Annotated in this window: 13 protein-coding genes and 1 tRNA gene; 2 read left to right on the top strand and 12 right to left on the bottom strand. The window is 69.9% G+C overall.

Translation table 11 applies throughout. The annotated features are described in order from the left end of the window. Position 1: 1 nt before the first annotated feature. Positions 2-1,090, bottom strand: a complete 1,089-nt coding sequence (locus ACX80U_RS05215) for an ROK family glucokinase (RefSeq protein WP_133081645.1) — start codon at positions 1,088-1,090, stop codon at positions 2-4. 135 nt (positions 1,091-1,225) lie between these two features. Between ACX80U_RS05215 and ACX80U_RS05210 the strand changes: the two genes are divergently transcribed. Further along, entirely contained in the window at positions 1,226-3,034 is a 1,809-nt protein-coding gene (locus ACX80U_RS05210) for an AMP-dependent synthetase/ligase (protein WP_459267659.1), read from the top strand. A 40-nt stretch (positions 3,035-3,074) separates the two neighbouring features. Here ACX80U_RS05210 and ACX80U_RS05205 read toward each other — a convergent pair whose 3' ends face one another. After that, the gene (locus ACX80U_RS05205; RefSeq protein WP_459267658.1) at positions 3,075-4,478 is read right to left on the bottom strand and encodes a mycothione reductase; all 1,404 of its coding nucleotides are present in this window, start codon (positions 4,476-4,478) and stop codon (positions 3,075-3,077) included. 108 nt (positions 4,479-4,586) lie between these two features. Then, positions 4,587-8,030, bottom strand: a complete 3,444-nt coding sequence (locus ACX80U_RS05200; protein WP_459267657.1) for a pyruvate carboxylase — start codon at positions 8,028-8,030, stop codon at positions 4,587-4,589. Between the two features lie 229 nt (positions 8,031-8,259). Between ACX80U_RS05200 and ACX80U_RS05195 the strand changes: the two genes are divergently transcribed. After that, entirely contained in the window at positions 8,260-9,084 is an 825-nt protein-coding gene (locus tag ACX80U_RS05195) for a ParA family protein (RefSeq protein ID WP_208740900.1), read from the top strand. A 117-nt stretch (positions 9,085-9,201) separates the two neighbouring features. Here ACX80U_RS05195 and ACX80U_RS05190 read toward each other — a convergent pair whose 3' ends face one another. The 9 genes from ACX80U_RS05190 to ACX80U_RS05150 all read right to left on the bottom strand — a co-directional run bounded on the left by ACX80U_RS05190 (position 9,202) and on the right by ACX80U_RS05150 (position 16,116). Continuing rightward, positions 9,202-9,789, bottom strand: coding sequence for a MerR family transcriptional regulator (locus tag ACX80U_RS05190; protein WP_133081640.1), 588 nt, complete (start codon positions 9,787-9,789; stop codon positions 9,202-9,204). A 227-nt stretch (positions 9,790-10,016) separates the two neighbouring features. Next, on the bottom strand, positions 10,017-10,520 hold the full coding sequence (locus ACX80U_RS05185; protein WP_133081639.1) for a bifunctional nuclease family protein: 504 nt from the start codon (positions 10,518-10,520) through the stop codon (positions 10,017-10,019). A gap of 10 nt (positions 10,521-10,530) precedes the next feature. Beyond that, positions 10,531-11,280 (bottom strand): transcriptional regulator FtsR, encoded by a 750-nt coding sequence (gene ftsR / locus ACX80U_RS05180; protein ID WP_133081638.1) that lies wholly within the window; start codon positions 11,278-11,280, stop codon positions 10,531-10,533. Between the two features lie 8 nt (positions 11,281-11,288). After that, a complete protein-coding gene (locus ACX80U_RS05175) occupies positions 11,289-11,780 on the bottom strand; it encodes an FHA domain-containing protein (protein ID WP_459267656.1) in 492 nt (163 codons plus the stop codon). A gap of 77 nt (positions 11,781-11,857) precedes the next feature. Beyond that, entirely contained in the window at positions 11,858-12,244 is a 387-nt protein-coding gene (gene gcvH / locus ACX80U_RS05170; RefSeq protein WP_133081636.1) for a glycine cleavage system protein GcvH, read from the bottom strand. Between the two features lie 198 nt (positions 12,245-12,442). Beyond that, positions 12,443-12,516 (bottom strand) — tRNA-Pro (locus ACX80U_RS05165). Positions 12,517-12,593: 77 nt separating this feature from the next. After that, a complete protein-coding gene (gene der / locus ACX80U_RS05160) occupies positions 12,594-14,150 on the bottom strand; it encodes a ribosome biogenesis GTPase Der (RefSeq protein ID WP_133081635.1) in 1,557 nt (518 codons plus the stop codon). Between the two features lie 80 nt (positions 14,151-14,230). Continuing rightward, entirely contained in the window at positions 14,231-14,968 is a 738-nt protein-coding gene (cmk, locus tag ACX80U_RS05155) for a (d)CMP kinase (RefSeq protein ID WP_133081936.1), read from the bottom strand. Between the two features lie 20 nt (positions 14,969-14,988). Further along, on the bottom strand, positions 14,989-16,116 hold the full coding sequence (locus ACX80U_RS05150; protein WP_459267655.1) for a prephenate dehydrogenase: 1,128 nt from the start codon (positions 16,114-16,116) through the stop codon (positions 14,989-14,991).

Raw genomic sequence — 16,116 nt, 5'->3', positions numbered from 1 at the left:
TTCAGGTGCCGCTGCGCGAGAGCAGCCGTGAGAGGTCCGCGGCGCCGATGAGGCCGGCCTCCGGACCGAGCGCCGCCCGCTCGATCCGGGCCGCGGGCCGGAAGCCGCGACCGGTCAGATTGCGTCCGAAGGCGCGCCTCGCCGGGTCCAGCAGGAGTTCACCCGCCGCGCTCAGACCACCGCCGATCACGAAGGTCCCCGGATCCAGGGCTGCCGCGAGGTTCGCCAGCCCCAGGCCCAGCCACTGCCCGACGTCGTCGACCAGTTCACGCGACGCCGGGTCACCCTCCATCGCGAGGCGGGTCACGAGCGCGCCCGTGATCGCCGCATCGTCACCGGTAGCGGCGGCGATGATGGCCTGCGCCACGGGGGAGTTCGCGGCCGCGAGTTCCCGGGCCTCGCGGCCCAGCGCGTTGCCGGACGCGTACTGCTCCCAGCACCCACGGTTGCCGCACTCGCAGCGGTGACCCTGCGGCACGATGATCTGGTGCCCGAACTCACCAGCGACGCCGTACCGGCCGCGCTCGACACGGCCGCCCAGGATCATCGCCCCTCCGATACCGGTGCCCAGGGTGACGCAGACCAGACGCGACTCACCCCGGCCCGCACCGAAACGCCACTCGGCCCAAGCTGCGGCGTCGGCGTCGTTGACGACCGTCACCCGGCGCCGGAGCAGCTTCTCGAGGTTCCGGCGCAGCGGCTCGTTGCGCCAGGCGAGGTGGGGACTGAACAGGACGGTGCTGTTGGAGAGGTCCATCCAGCCGGCGGCACCGATGCCGATCGAGCGGATCCGGTACTCGTGTGACAGTTCACGGACGAGGTCGGTGATGACCGACTCCACCGCACGCGGGTCCTGGCCCGGCGTCGCGCGACGCGCCTCGGCGAGGATCCGCCCGTGGACGTCCACCACGCCCGCGGCCACCTTCGTGCCGCCGATGTCGACGCCGACCGCGAGTCCGCGACGCGCCGGATTGGGGAAGGTGCTCCGGGCGGCCCTCGCGGTCAGCGGACCGTTGCCACGCCAGCCGGGACCGGACTCGGTGCGCGGGCGCCGGCCGCGGGGGCCGGACGTCTCGGGCAGAATCGGCATGCGGTCCCTCCGGAGTCGTGGGGGCGCGCGGACACGCCACCGTTATCGATTCGTACATTACTGGACCGTAATCTGGGGAGGTGAACCTATAGGCTGAAGCGACCCCGCGGTCAAGGTGATATCGAAGGAGCTATCGTGCGTGACATCAGCGTTCCCGTCCTCGTGGACGTCCCCCGCCAGAGCAACACGGCGGACCTCGTGATCCGGCAGGCGGCCAAGCCGTCGAACCCGGCGCTGTTCGCCGTCAAGGGGGCCTCGGGCGAGTGGACGGACATCCGAGCCACGGAGTTCCGCCGCCAGGTGGAGGACGTCGCGAAGGGCCTCATCGCCTCGGGCGTGCAGCCCGGTGACCGTGTGGCCATCATGGCCCGCACCCGGTACGAGTGGTCGCTGGCGGACTTCGCCATCTGGTTCGCCGGCGCCGTCTCCGTCCCGGTCTACGAGACCTCCTCCCCCGCGCAGGTCGCCTGGATCCTCAGCGACTCCGGCGCGGTCGGGGCCTTCGTGGAGTCCGCACGCCACGAGAACGTGGTGCGCGAGGCGGTGGCGCTCGAGGGGATCGCGTCCCTGCAGCACGTCTGGCAGTTCGACGGCGACGGACTGGACACCCTGCGCACCGCCGGTGTCGGCACGGACGAGCAGACGCTGTCCGACCGCCGTGCCTATGCAGGGCTCGACGACGTCGCGACCATCATCTACACCTCCGGCACCACGGGGAAGCCGAAGGGCTGCGAACTGACGCACGGCAACTTCGTTGAACTCTCGGAGAACGCCGCGGCAGCACTGCCCGAAGTGGCGCGCGAGGGCGGCCAGACCATCATGTTCCTTCCCCTGGCGCACGTCTTCGCGCGCTTCATCTCGGTACTCTGCGTCGCGGCGGGAGCCACCGTGGCCCACACCCCCGACGTCAAGAACCTGCTCCCGGACCTCCAGAGCTACAAGCCGACCTTCATCCTGGCCGTGCCGCGCGTCTTCGAGAAGGTCTACAACAACTCGATGCTGAAGGCCGAGGACGGCGGCAAGGGCAGGATCTTCCACGCCGGCGCGGACGTCGCCATCGCCTGGTCGAAGGCCGAGCAGGCGGGCAGGATCCCACTGGGCCTGAAGGTCAAGCATGCCGTCTTCGACCGGCTGCTCTACGGAAAGATCCGCACCGCGATGGGTGGCCGCGTGCAGCACGCGGTCTCCGGCGGCGCTCCGCTCGGTGACCGGCTCGGCCACTTCTTCCACGGCATCGGGCTGATGGTGCTCGAGGGCTACGGCCTGACGGAGACCACGGCGCCCATCACCGTGAACACCCCCAGGCGCATCAAGATCGGCACCGTCGGAGCACCCCTTCCGGGCAATGCCGTGCGGATCGCGGACGACGGCGAGATCCTCACCCAGGGTGTCTGCGTCATGAAGGGCTACTTCAACCGCCCGGAGCTCACCGACGAGGCCTTCGTCGACGGCTGGTTCCGTACCGGCGACATCGGCGAACTGGACGACGACGGTTTCCTGCGCATCACGGGCCGCAAGAAGGAGATCATCGTGACGGCCAGCGGGAAGAACGTCATCCCCGCGATGCTGGAGGACGCCATCCGCGCGAACGCCCTGGTCTCGCAGTGCGTCGTGATCGGCGACCAGCGTCCCTTCATCTCGGCGCTCATCACCCTCGACGAGGAAGCGCTGCCGGGCTGGCTCGAGCGGCACCAGCTCCCCGCCGGCACCACCATGGCGGAGGCCTCGGAACATCCGACGGTGCTCGCCGAGATCCAGGAGCTCGTGGACACGGCCAACACGACGGTGTCGCGGGCCGAAGCGATCAAGGTGTTCCGGATCGTGCCGACCGACTTCACGGAGACGACCGGGCACCTGACCCCGTCCCTCAAGATCAAGCGCGCCCAGGTCCTCCAGGACTACTCGGACGTCGTCGAGTCGATCTACTCGACCGCCAAGGTCTAGGCGATGGTCCCTCCGCAGACCCTGTGGAGGGACCATCGCCTCAGTCGAGCGCGAGGTTCAGGAGCGCGTTCTCGACCACCTCGGTGAGCGCGGGATGGATCCAGTACTGTCCGCGCGCCATCGAGCGGGCATCGAGGCCGAAGGACATCGCCTGGATCAGGGGCTGGATGATCATGGACGCCTCGTGGCCGAGGATGTGCGCACCCAAGATCCGTCCTGTCGACCGCTCGGCGATGATCTTCGCGAACCCTTGGGTGTCCTCCATGGCCCACCCGTACGCCGTCGACCCGTAGTGCTGCACGGCGGTCACGATCGTGGTGCCCGACGCCTCGGCATGGAGGAGCGCCTCCTCCTCTGTCATGCCGACCGAGGCCGCCTGCGGGTGGGAGAACACCGCGGCCGGCACGAACCGGTGGTCGCTCGCCCGCAGGGCCTCCGGGTGCAGCAGGTTGTGCGCGACGATCTTCGCCTCGTGGTTCGCCACGTGCTTGAGCTGGTGGGCGCTGCTCACGTCACCTAGGGACCACAACCCCTCGACCGGCCGCCCGTCGCGCAGCACCCGCTGGTACTCATCGACCGCGAGGCGCCCGTCGTCGTGCAGGTCCAAGCCGGCGTCCGACGCGCCGAGCCTGTCCGTGTTGGGAGTGCGACCCACGGCCATGAGGACGGCATCGACCTCGAGGTGCACCGCACCGGCGGGCCCGCTGAGGCGTGCGGTCACGCTGCCGTCGTCGTTGGCGGTGATCCCGGTGACATCGGTGTCGAGCCGGAGGTCCCACTGCCGCGCCGCGTGCTCGGTGAAGGCCTCGGAGACGGTCTCGTCGAGCTGCCGCAGCATGCCCCCGGAACGGACCGCGATGGTCACGTCGGTCCCGAAGGAGCCGAAGACGTGGGCGAACTCCGCTGCGATGTACCCGCCGCCCACGATCAGCAGGCGCCGTGGCCGGTCCTGGAGGCGCATCACGGTATCCGACGTGTGCACCTGCGGCAGGGAGATGCCCGGGATCTCGGGCAGGACGGCGCGGGAGCCCGCGGCGATGACCACCTGGTCGGCGGTGACCAGATCACCCGACGCCGTCTCGAACGACGTCTCCCCGGTCAGCCGCACGTACTCCTCGATGAGCGTCACGTTCTCGAGTTCGTCGGCGCGGTAGGCCCTCCCGCCCGAGGAGATGGCGTCGATCCGGGTGAAGATCCTCTCCCGGATGTCGCTCCAGCGCACGCGGTCGAGGGTGAGGTCCACGCCGAGGCGCGAGGACTCCCCGGCCGCCGCGGCCAGCTGGGCCGGATAGACGTACATCTTCGTGGGGATGCATCCCACGTTGAGGCACGTGCCGCCGAAGGTACCGCCGTCGACGAGGACGACCTTCCGGTCAGCCCATTCCGGCGAGATGAGCGTGTTGCCGGAGCCGGAGCCGATGACGGCGAGGTCGTAGTGGGTCACACGACGCAGTCTAGCCGCGCCCGGGATGACAGCAGGCCGGAGCTGCCCCCCCCCCCCACCGCATTCCCCGAGCCTGCCGGCTCCTCCCCCTCGATCCGACCCGTGGCGTCAGGCGGGGGTGATGGTGAGGAGGAGGTCTCCTCCCTGGGCGGGTCGGGTGCCGGTGAACGTGGTGCGCTGGATGGTGCCGGTGATGGGGGTGGTGATGTTGGCTTCCATCTTCATGGCTTCGATGGTGGCGACGGTGTCTCCGGCGGTGACGGCGGTTCCTTCGGTGAGGGTGATGGTGACGGACCCGGCGAAGGGTGCAGGGATGTGGCCGGGGGTGCCGGGGTCGGCTTTCTCGGCGGTCTTCACGTCACTGGTGGCGTTCTTGTCCCGGATGGCCACGGGTCGCATCTGCCCGTTGAGGGTGCACATGACGGTGCGCATGCCCTTCTCGTCCGGCTCGGACACGGCTTCGAGGGTCGCGATGAGCCGGACGCCCTTGTCGAGTTCGATGACGTGCTCGGTGCCCGGTTGCAGCCCGTAGAGGTAGTCCGCGGTGCCGAGCACGGACACGTCGCCGTATGTGTCCCTCGTGGCGGTGAAGTCCTTGGTGGGTCCGGCGAAGAGCAGGCGGTTCAGGGCCTGCCGGCGCTCGGCGGGCGTCCCGTCGAGGTTCTCCCGGTCCTCGGCGGTGATGTCCGCGTCGCGTGGTTTGAGTTCGCGTCCCTTCAGGGCTTTGCTCCGGAAGGGTTCGGGCCAGCCGCCGGGCGGGTTGCCGAGGTCTCCGTTGAGGAATCCGATGACCGAATCGGGGATATCGTAGGCCTGTGGGTTGTCCTGGAACGCGGCGGGGTCGGCGTTGGAGCCGACCAGGGCCAGTGCGAGGTCCCCGACGACCTTGGAGGACGGGGTGACTTTCACCAGGCGGCCCAGGATCCTGTCCGCCGCCGTGTACATGTCCTCGATCGCCTCGAAGCGCTCCCCCAGGCCCAGGGCGATGGCCTGCTGCTTGAGGTTGGAGAGCTGCCCGCCGGGGATCTCGTGCCGGTAGACCCGACCGGTGGGGCCGGGCAGCCCGGATTCGAACGGGGCGTACATGCGCCGCACGGCCTCCCAGTAGGGTTCCAGCGCGCACACGGCATCCAGGTCCAGGCCGGTGTCCCGGGGCGTGTGGGCCAGGGCCGCGACCAGGGCCGAGGCGGAGGGCTGGCTGGTGGTCCCGGCCAGGGGTGCGCTGGCCACGTCCACGGCGTCCACCCCGGCGTCGACCGCGGCCAGGAGGGTGGCGAGCTGGCCGCCGGCGGTGTCGTGGGTGTGCAGGTGCACGGGCACCTCGAAGCGTTCCCGCAGGGCGGTCACCAGTTTCGCGGCCGCGGCGGGACGCAGGAGCCCGGCCATGTCTTTGATCGCCAGGATGTGCGCCCCGGCGTCCACGATCCGCTGGGCGAGGTCGAGGTAGTAGTCCAGGGTGTAGAGCGTCTCGGCGGGGTCGAGCATGTCGGCCGTGTAGCACAGGGCGACCTCGGCGACCGCGGTCCCGGTGTCCCGGACCGCGCGGATGGCCGGTTCCATCTGGGACACGTCGTTCAGGGCGTCGAAGATCCTGAAGATGTCGATACCCGACGCGGCCGCTTCCTGCACGAAGGCCGTGGTGACGGCTTCCGGATAGGGGGTGTAGCCGACGGTGTTCCGGCCGCGCAGCAGCATCTGCAGGCAGATGTCCGGGATCTGGCGGCGCAGCGCGTCCAGGCGCTCCCACGGGTCCTCCCCCAGGAACCGGAGCGCCACGTCATAGGTCGCCCCGCCCCACGCCTCCACCGACAGCAATCCCGGGGTCAGCGCCGACACCGACGCACCCGCGGCGACCAGGTCACGGGTCCGCACCCGCGTGGCCAGCAGCGACTGGTGCGCGTCCCGGAACGTCGTGTCCGTCACCGCCACAGCCGTCTGCTCCCGCAACGCCCGCGCGAAGCCCTCCGGCCCGAGCTCCAGCAGGCGCTGCCGGCTCCCCATCGGAGCCTGCGCGTCCTGCCGGTCCTCGGGCTCACCCTGGGCCAGGGCGGTCGATGCGGGCAGTTCGGGGAGTTTCTCCCGCGGGTCGAGGTGCGCGGGCCGTGCCCCGTTGGGCTGGTTCACGGTCACGTCCGCGAGCCAGGTGAGCAGCTTCGTGCCCCGGTCGGCCGGGATGCGGGCGGTGAGCAGCTCGGGACGCTCGTCGATGAAGGAGGTGGCGACGTTCCCGGCGATGAAGTCCGGGTCGTCCAGGACCGCCTGCAGGAAGGAGATGTTCGTGGAGACACCGCGGACCCGGAACTCCGCCAACGCACGCCTCGCCCTCGTGACGGCAGCCGGGTAGTCCCGACCCCGGCAGGTGAGCTTCACCAGCATCGAGTCGAAGTGCGGGCTGATCTCCGCCCCCGCATACACCGTCCCACCGTCCAGGCGCACCCCGGCTCCGCCGGCGGACCGGTACGCGGAGATCCGTCCCACATCGGGCCGGAACCCGTTCGCCGGGTCCTCCGTCGTGATGCGGCTTTGCAGGGCGGCGCCGCGCAGGCTCACCGTCTCCTGCGACAGGCCCAGATCCGCCAGGGTCTCCCCGGCCGCGATCCGCAACTGCGACTGCACGAGGTCCACGTCGGTGACCTCCTCGGTGACCGTGTGCTCGACCTGGATGCGCGGGTTCATCTCGATGAACACGTGCTGGCCGGCCCGCTCCCCGACCGTGTCCACGAGGAACTCCACCGTGCCCGCGTTCACATAGCCCAGCGCGGTCGCGAACTTCACCGCGTCCCGGTGCAGGGCCTGCCGGATCCCCTCGTCCAGGTTCGGCGCCGGGGCGATCTCGATGACCTTCTGGTGCCGGCGCTGCAGCGAGCAGTCCCGCTCGAACAGGTGCATGACGTTGCCCTCGGCGTCGGCGAGGATCTGCACCTCGATGTGCCGGGGCCGCAGCACCGCCTGCTCCAGGAACATCGTCGGATCCCCGAACGCGGACTGGGCCTCACGCATCGCCGCCTCCAGGGCCTCCGGCAACGCCTCGCGGGTATCCACCCGCCGCATCCCGCGCCCACCGCCACCGGCCACGGCCTTCGCGAACACCGGGAACCCGATCTCGTCCGCCGCGGCGATCAGCTCGTCCACATCGGCGCTCGGCCGCGAGGACGCGAGCACCGGGATGCCCGCCGCCCGGGCCGCGTCCAACGCCTTGACCTTGTTCCCAGCGAGCTCCAGCACATCCGCCGGCGGACCCACGAACGTGATCCCCGTGTCCGCCGCAGCCCGGGCCAACCCCGGATTCTCCGACAGGAACCCGTAGCCCGGGTAGATCGCGTCACAGCCAGCCTCGACCGCGACCCGGATGATCTCCTCGATGTCCAGGTACGCCCGCACCGGGTGGCCCTCCTCACCGATCAGATACGCCTCGTCGGCCTTCTGCCGGTGGATCGAGTTCCGGTCCTCGTGGGGGAACACAGCCACCGTCTTCGCGCCCACCTCATGACCGGCCCGAAATGCACGAATGGCGATCTCGCCACGATTAGCCACCAGAATCTTCGAGAACATCGTGCTCCTGCATCCTTGCCGGTCGGGTTCCTCACGCTGGACTGATCCTACCCGGCACGTCCGCCACGTCGAGGGCCCCTGACACGGCACGAAACGCACGGGGCGTCGTCGTCCCGGTGATGGGCATCCCTGCCGTTCCGGGCGTCGGGCGGGGCCACCCTATGATGGACGGGGATCAAGAGCGAGCCGCCTTCCTCCATGGCGGTTCCGGATAGGTGTGGGTTCGAACGTGCAGGTAGTGAGCATCAGCAGCCTCAAGGGCGGCGTGGGCAAGACGTCGGTCACCACGGGGTTGGCCTCGGCCGCACTTGCAGCCGGCATCCCGACGCTCGTCGTCGACCTCGATCCGCACGCGGATGCGACCACGGCCCTCGGCGTGAAGCCGTCGGACCAGACCGACATCGGGCGTCTGCTGAAGAATGCGCGGCGCGGCGACCTGGCCGGCAACACGGTCCCGAGCGGCTGGGTGGCGACTGCCGCCCGGCATTCGAGAGCGCGCACGTCCACGCTCGACGTCGCCATGGGATCCGCCTATTCCGGGATCTACGACCGTCCGGATCTCGGGCGCCGTGACCAGCGCCGGCTGGCGACGCTCCTGTCCCGCGTCGAGGGCTACAGCCTGGTGCTGATCGACTGCCCGCCGTCCCTCAACGGACTGACGCGCATCGCGTGGACCGCCAGCAACAAGGTCCTGCTCGTGGCAGAGCCGGGCCTGTTCTCCGTCGCGGGGACCGAGCGCACCATGCGGGCCCTCGAGCTCTTCCGCCGCGAGTTCGCACCCGACCTCAAGACCGCGGGCATCGTCGCGAACCGGGTGCGCTCCACCTCGGACGAGCACACGTTCCGGCTCCGCGAGATGCGGCAGATGTTCGGTGGCCTGCTGCTGAGCCCCACGATCCCCGAGCAGGCGAACTGGCAGCAGATCCAGGGGGCCGCCCACTCGGTCCACCACTGGCCGGGTGAGTCGGCGCGCCAGGCATCGGGCTACTTCGACGACCTCCTGAAGAGCGTCGTCGATTCCGGCAGGATGCGGAGCCGCAGCCCGAAGCGCTGACCGGACCGATCTTTCAGGGGGACGAACGCCCCGATCAGGGGGTGCGGAGCTTCCTGCTCCCGAGCCGCGCCGTGTCAGGGCGGGCGATGCCGTCAGGGCGGGGACCTCAGCCGGCTGTCAGCTGATCTTGCGCGTCGCCCGGCGCTTGCTGAGTTCGTCGCCGGGGTACTCCTGGTCGGGAGCGTGCTCGCTCGGAAGGGCCGCGAGGCTTCCTTCGACCTCACGCCACACCCGGCCGACCGCGATCCCGAAGACGCCCTGTCCGCCCTGCACGAGGTCGATGACCTCGTCGGCGGACGTGCACTCGTAGACGCTCGCGCCGTCGCTCATGAGCGTGATCTGGGCGAGGTCCTCGACGCCCCGCTCACGGAGGTGCTCCACGGCGGTGCGGATCTGCTGGAGGGACACCCCGGTGTCCAGCAGGCGCTTGACCACCTTGAGGACGAGGATGTCGCGGAATCCGTAGAGGCGGTGCGTGCCCGAACCCGAAGCCCCGCGGACAGCGGGTTCGACGAGCCCGGTACGTGCCCAGTAGTCGAGCTGCCGGTAGGTGATGCCTGCGGCTTTGCAGGCGGTGGGACCGCGATATCCGGCGTCTTCGTCGAGGACGGGGAGGTCTTCCGTGAACAGTAAGCCCTGGGCGCTCGGCGGGACACCAGCGCCTGCCGGGCTGGATGCCTTGCCGGCGTCACCCTTCGGACTCACGTGCTGCCTCCTCGTCGGGTTCCCGGGGACATTTGCCGGGCGGGCGGAACCTCAGGATGTGCACTCAAGTGTGCCCTGGGCCCCCCGCACACGCAATGGGAACTGTATGCTTCGACGTTAGATCGCGGGAGGGTCGAGGTCAAAGATGCTGGGCCCCAAGGGTCGGCGTGTCGCCTGCGGCTCGCCGGCCGCGCCTCCGACGGTGGGCCTGCAGCCCACCCGGGCCGTCAGCGCTCGAAGTCCTCGGGCTCGACATCGGCGAGGAACTCCCGGAACTGGAGCACCTCCTTCTCGGCGGTCTCCTCCGTGTCGCCGTCCTCCGCGTCCTCCGCGTCGGCATCGGCGATCTCGACGCCGGCGACCGCCAGGACCTCGTCGGCACAGTAGATGGGACAGGGCACGCGCAGTGCGACGGCCAGGGCGTCCGAGGCCCGCGAACTCACCGTCACGCCATCACTGAAGACGAGCTGCGCGTGGTAGACCGTGTCCTCCACCGAGGTGATGCGCACCTCGGAGATCTCCTTGCCCGCCGCGGCGACGACGTCGACGAGCAGATCGTGGGTCATGGGCCGTGGCGGCACGATGCCCTGCTGCACGAAGGCGATGGCACTGGCCTCCGGCGCTCCGATCCAGATGGGCAGGTGACGCTCCCCCGCGGTCTCCTTGAGCAGGACCAGGGGCTGGTTCGACGGCAGTTCGATCCGCACGCCCACCACTTCTACTTCGATCACAGGATGCCGCCTAACTGTCCATCCGGGCTATCTGGCTGTGCACCAGGGCACTGTGCAGGCCGAGGCACAACTCGCTGATCTCACGCGCCGTCTCCGCGGCCCGCGCCTTCGATGCCACGTCCTTGCGGGAGGCGACGGGGGCGACCACCCGCTCGACGAGCCCGAGTTCGCGGTCGGCGGCCGCGCGGAACGGCCTCAGGTGGCGGGGCTCGATCCCGTGGCTCTCGAGTTGGACGCACGCCCTGGTGATCTTGAGGGCGTGCTCGTCGAAGCGGTTGTCCACGGCGGTGATCAGCCCGAAACTCACGAGATCGTCGACGAGCCTCCTGGGCGCGCCCGCCTCGGCGGCGAGGGTTTCCGCCGTCAGCCTCCGTCCGTGCGCAGTGAGCTCGCGGGAGAGCTGGTCGGACACCACCCGCGGGGAGAGCGTCATGCCTCCGGGCAGCGAATCGGGACGTTCGCCGCGGTCGATGGCGTCGACGTAGTCCTTGATGACCTTCAGCGGGAGGTACTGGTCCCGCTGCAGTGCGAGGACGAAGCGCAGCTGCTCGACATCGTGTCCGGTGTACTTGCGGTACCCGGCACGCGTGCGCTGCGGGGAGATCAGACCCTTCTCCTCGAGGAAACGGATCTTCGACGCCGTCACCTGGGGGAAATCCCCGGCCAGTTCGCGCAGGACCTCACCGATGTTCAGGACACCGGAGCCGGAGAGGCCGGACGCGACGCCGGCCGGGCGGCGGGCGGGTTGGGAGGAAGGCATGGAGCGGACTAGGCCTGCGCTGCGGTGTGCTGGGTGGCCTGGCCGGGAACGGTGCGCGCCGAGTAGAAGGTCAGGCGGAACTTGCCGATCTGCACCTCGTTGCCGTTGCGCAGCGCGACGGAGTCGACGCGGTCGTTGTTGACGTACGTCCCGTTCAGGCTGCGGGTGTCCACGACCATGAAGCCGGTGTCGGTCCGGCGGAACTCGGCATGCTGACGGGAGACCGTCACGTCGTCGAGGAAGATGTCCGCGTTCGGGTGCCGGCCGGCCTTCGTGATGTCCTCGTCGAGGAGGAACCGGGCGCCGGCGTTCGGTCCCGAGTGGGCGATCAGGAGTGCGGAGCCTGCCGGCAGTGCCGCGACGGACGCCTGCTCCTCGCGCGTCAGATGCCGCTCCAGCTCGGTCGTCGCGGCTTGCGGCGGCAGGCCGATCGTCGTTGTCTCAGGAGACGTCATGTTCGGCTCTTCTCCATTCACGGCTGGATTTCCATCGGGCACCATCGGTCTTTCCTCCCCTACTGCGCGGTGCGGCAGGTTGTCACCAGCCGCACCATCCCCGCTGCCTTCGCCGGGTAGAACTAGCCTACCTGCTGGGAGTAGTCGCCCGAACTCAGGAGGTTCTGCACCACGGAAGGATCGGCCACCTTGATCTCGAGCAGCCACCCCTCGCCGTAGGGGTCCGAGTTGATCAGGGACGGGTCGTCGTCGAGCGCCTCGTTGCGCGAGACGACCTCGCCCGTGACAGGGGCATAGATGTCGCTGACGCTCTTGGTCGACTCGACCTCGCCGATGACGTCCGAGCCGGCCACACTGGTGCCCTCCTCGGGCATCTGCACGTAGACGACGTCCCCGAGCGCGTCCTGGGCGAAGTCGGTGATGCCGATGCGCACGGTGCCGTCGACGGCGGGCTCACTGACCCATTCGTGCTCCGCGGTGTAGTAGAGGCCATCGGGGATGTTGCTCATGGTTGCCTTTCGGACGCACGGGTTCCCGGGCGGCAGGACTGCCCGCCCGGGTACGGATACTGGTCGAGTATAGGCATATCCGGCGACGCCGTGACGCGCCTCTCACCTGCCCCGCGCGAGGGAGCTCGCCCTGCCCCCGGACATGCAAAAAGCCCGCCTCCGCCGGCCATCAAGCCGGTGGAAACGGGCCCTGCAGTGTCGGGATGACAGGATTTGAACCTGCGACCCCTTGACCCCCAGTCAAGTGCGCTACCAAGCTGCGCCACATCCCGATCGGCCTGTCCAGCAGGCCAAACCACTCGGATAACAATACAGCATTTCCCGGGCGGGTCAGCACACCGGCGAGGTGTCAGCGCTTGCGGCTGCGCTTCTCGCGGACGCGCATGCTGACCTCGATGGGTGTGCCCTCGAAGCCGAACGTCTCCCGCAGGCGGCGGGTGATGAAGCGGCGGTACCCCGGATCCAGGAAACCCGTGGTGAAGAGGACGAACTTCGGCGGACGGCTCGAGGCCTGCGTGCCGAAGAGGATGCGGGGCTGCTTGCCACCGCGCACCGGGTGCGGGTGGGCGGCGACGAGCTCACCGAGGAAGGCGTTGAGGCGTCCCGTCGGGATACGCCGGTCCCACGACTCGAGCGCGACGTCCAGCGCGGGCACCAGGCGGTCCTTGTGCCACCCCGTCAGCGCCGAGATGTTGACGCGCGGCGCCCAGTCGACGTGCGCCAGGTCCTGCTCGATCTCGCGCTCGAGGTACCGGCGGCGTTCGTCGTCGAGCAGGTCCCACTTGTTGAAGGCCAGCACGATCGCGCGCCCGGACTCGATGGCCATGTTCAGGATGCGGATGTCCTGCTCGCTCAGCACCTCGTCGACGGCGAGGAGCACGACGGCGACCTCCGCCTTCTCCAGTGCCGACTGCGTACGCAGCGAGGCATAGTAGTCGGCCCCCTGCTGCATGTGCACCCGGCGGCGGATGCCCGCGGTATCGACGAAGCGCCACGTGCGTCCGCCGAGCTCGATCATTTCGTCCACGGGGTCGCGGGTGGTCCCGGCGAGGGGATCGACGACCACGCGGTCGGAGCCGGCGAGCTTGTTCAGGAGGGAGGACTTGCCGACGTTCGGTCGTCCGATCAGTGCGATCCGGCGCGGGCCGCCGGAGCGCTCGATCCCGCCGTGCTCGGAGAACTCGGGCAGGGTCTTGTTGACCTCGTCGAGCATGTCGGCGGTGCCGCGCCCGTGCAGGGCCGACACCGGCCACGGCTGCCCGAACCCGAGTCCCCACAGCACGGAGGCGTCGGCCTCGTTCTGGATGTCGTCGACCTTGTTGGCCACGAGGATGACGGGCTTCTTCTTGCGGCGCAGCATGCGCACGACCGCCTCGTCGGTCGCGGTGGCACCGACGGTCGCATCGACGACGAGCAGGACGGCGTCGGCCATGTCGACCGCGATCTCCGCCTGGTCGGCCACGCGCGCGGCGATGCCCTTCGCGTCCTGCTCCCACCCACCGGTGTCCACCAGGGTGAAGTTGCGGCCCGACCACTGGGCCGGGTAGGACACGCGGTCACGGGTCACGCCGGGGGTGTCCTCGACGACGGCCTCACGGCGGCCGAGGATGCGGTTCACCAGGGTGGACTTGCCGACGTTCGGTCGCCCGACGATGGCGAGCACGGGGTTGAGCCGGCCCTCCGCCTCGTCGTCGAAGTCCTCGTCCTGGCGGGCGAGGAGCGCTGCGTCCTCGTCGTCGAGCTCGTAGTCCTCGAGGCCGGCGCGGAGCGACGCGGCCCGCTGCTCGGCCTCGGCGTCGTCGAGCGTGTCGAGCAGCTCGCTGACCTGGTCCTGGCCGGTGGGCTCGTAGTCCTCGTCGGGTCCGGCGCCCTGGTCCGTCGCGTTCGGCGAAAGGTTCTCGCTCATCGTTGTTTCCTTCGGTTGGTGTTCACCGTCTCCCGACGGTAATCCTGGTGGGCTCGCGCCCGGAAGCTCTTGCGGTGGTGCTAGTGCGCGACCGTGCGCACGATGCCGAGGACCGCCGCGACGGTCTGCTCGAAGTCGAGGTCCGAGGAGTCGAGCGTGACCACGCCGTCCGCTGCCTGCTGGAAGTCGACCACTGTCGAGTCCTTCGCATCACGCTCGGTGACCTGCTGCTTGAGCTGGGCCTCCGACTGCGTCCCGCCGAGCTGGTCGCCACGACGGCGCAGCCGGGCCTCCTCGCTGGCGGTGAGGAGGATCCGCACTTCGGCGTCGGGGGCGACGACGGTGGTGATGTCCCGCCCTTCGGCGACGATGCGGTGCCCTGCACCAGCGATCAGCGCACGCTGCCGGCGGATCAGTTCCGCACGGGCGCCCATGGTCGTCGCGACCGCGCTGACGGCCGAGGACACCTCCGGCTCGCGGATGGCCGCGGTGACGTCGTCGCCGGAGATCGTCACGGACTCACGGTCCGGACTGGTGCTGATGAAGAGTTCGATGGATCGCGCGGCCGCCTCGACGGCGACCCGGTCCTCCAGGTCGATGCCCGTGGCGATGCAGTGGAGCGTGACCGCCCGGTACATCGCCCCGGTGTCCAGGTAGGCGGCGCGCAGGCGCCGGGCCACCTCGCGGCTGACGCTCGACTTGCCCGACCCCGACGGGCCGTCGATGGCGACGACGAGGGACTTGCCGAGGCGGAAGCCGGAGTAGGGGCTCGACGCCACCGCCTCCCCCGCCGGCTCCGCCGCGTCGGATGTCTGCATGGTCTCTGCTGAGATCTGAATCACTGCACTACCTTCCAGCCCCGCTGCACGAGGGACTCCGTCAGTTCTTGTCGTTTGCCTGGCAGGACGGAGAGCTCGGCGAGGCCCACCTCGCGTCCCGGGGAGTGTTCGAGCCGGAAATCCTCGACGTTGATCCCGGTGTGGCCGATCTCCGTGAGGAGCTTCGCGATCTGGCCCGGAACGTCGTCGACGAGCACGGTCAGGCGTGCGAAGGAGTTGGGCGGCGTCCCGTGCTTGCCGGGCACGCGCGCCTGGCCCGCGTTCCCCTCGGACATCAGCTGCGCCATGTCGAGGCGGGCGCCGCCCGCCGTCGGGTCCTCGAGCGTGCCGATCAGGCGGTCGAGGTCCTCCCGGACGCCGTAGAGGATGTCGACGAGCCGGGCGGCGTTGGCCGACAGGATCTGCACCCACAGGCGCGGATCGCTCGCGGCGATCCGCGTGACGTCCCGCAGCCCGTTCCCCGCGAGGGAGAGTGCCTGGACGGGTGAGTCCTGCAGCCTGCTCGCGACGAGCGACGACACCACCTGCGGGAGGTGGGAGATGAGCGCGACGGCCTCGTCGTGCTCCTCGACGGACATGCGTGCGGGCACGGCGCCGAGGTCGACGGCGAGCGACTCGGCGCGCAGGACGGCCTCGGGCGCGCTGTCGGCGTGTGCGCAGAGGACCCAGGGTGCTCCGGTGAACAGCTCGGCCCGCGCGGCGACCGGACCGGACTTCTCACGGCCCGCCATGGGGTGCGTCCCCACGTAGCGGGACAGGTGCGCAGCGGCGTCCGGGGTCGCCGAGAGTTCACGCAGGACGGCTTCCTTGACGCTGCAGATGTCCACGACGACGGCGCCGGGATAGGCCAGCAGTGCCCCGGCCACCACGCGGGCGGTGACGTCGGGCGGCGTCGCCACGACCACCAGCTCGGGTGACACCGACTCGCCGGCGCCCTGCGCCTGGTCGAGGAGCCGGCCCGCACCGATGTCGCGGGCCACCGCTTCCGTCGACGGCGAGCTGTCGGACAGGACGACGTCGAGCCCGCGCGCGCGCAGGCCCAACCCGATGCTCGCCCCCAGCAGGCCCGCCCCGATGACAAGGACTGGACCGGCGAGGTGGGTTCCCTGTTCCGTGCGCGTGGACAT

It is taken from the genome of Arthrobacter sp. TmT3-37, assembly GCF_054510835.1.
This window is presented reverse-complemented; position numbering and strand designations above follow the sequence as displayed.

What these genes read in the sequence shown, in the direction of transcription:
- ACX80U_RS05215 (WP_133081645.1), bottom strand. Translation starts at nt 1,090, where the DNA reads ATGCCGATTCTGCCCGAGACGTCCGGCCCCCGCGGCCGGCGCCCGCGC.
- ACX80U_RS05200 (WP_459267657.1), bottom strand. Translation starts at nt 8,030, where the DNA reads ATGTTCTCGAAGATTCTGGTGGCTAATCGTGGCGAGATCGCCATTCGT.
- ftsR (WP_133081638.1), bottom strand. Translation starts at nt 11,280, where the DNA reads ATGCCTTCCTCCCAACCCGCCCGCCGCCCGGCCGGCGTCGCGTCCGGC.
- ACX80U_RS05175 (WP_459267656.1), bottom strand. Translation starts at nt 11,780, where the DNA reads ATGGTGCCCGATGGAAATCCAGCCGTGAATGGAGAAGAGCCGAACATG.
- gcvH (WP_133081636.1), bottom strand. Translation starts at nt 12,244, where the DNA reads ATGAGCAACATCCCCGATGGCCTCTACTACACCGCGGAGCACGAATGG.
- der (WP_133081635.1), bottom strand. Translation starts at nt 14,150, where the DNA reads ATGAGCGAGAACCTTTCGCCGAACGCGACGGACCAGGGCGCCGGACCC.
- cmk (WP_133081936.1), bottom strand. Translation starts at nt 14,968, where the DNA reads ATGCAGACATCCGACGCGGCGGAGCCGGCGGGGGAGGCGGTGGCGTCG.
- ACX80U_RS05150 (WP_459267655.1), bottom strand. Translation starts at nt 16,116, where the DNA reads ATGTCCACGCGCACGGAACAGGGAACCCACCTCGCCGGTCCAGTCCTT.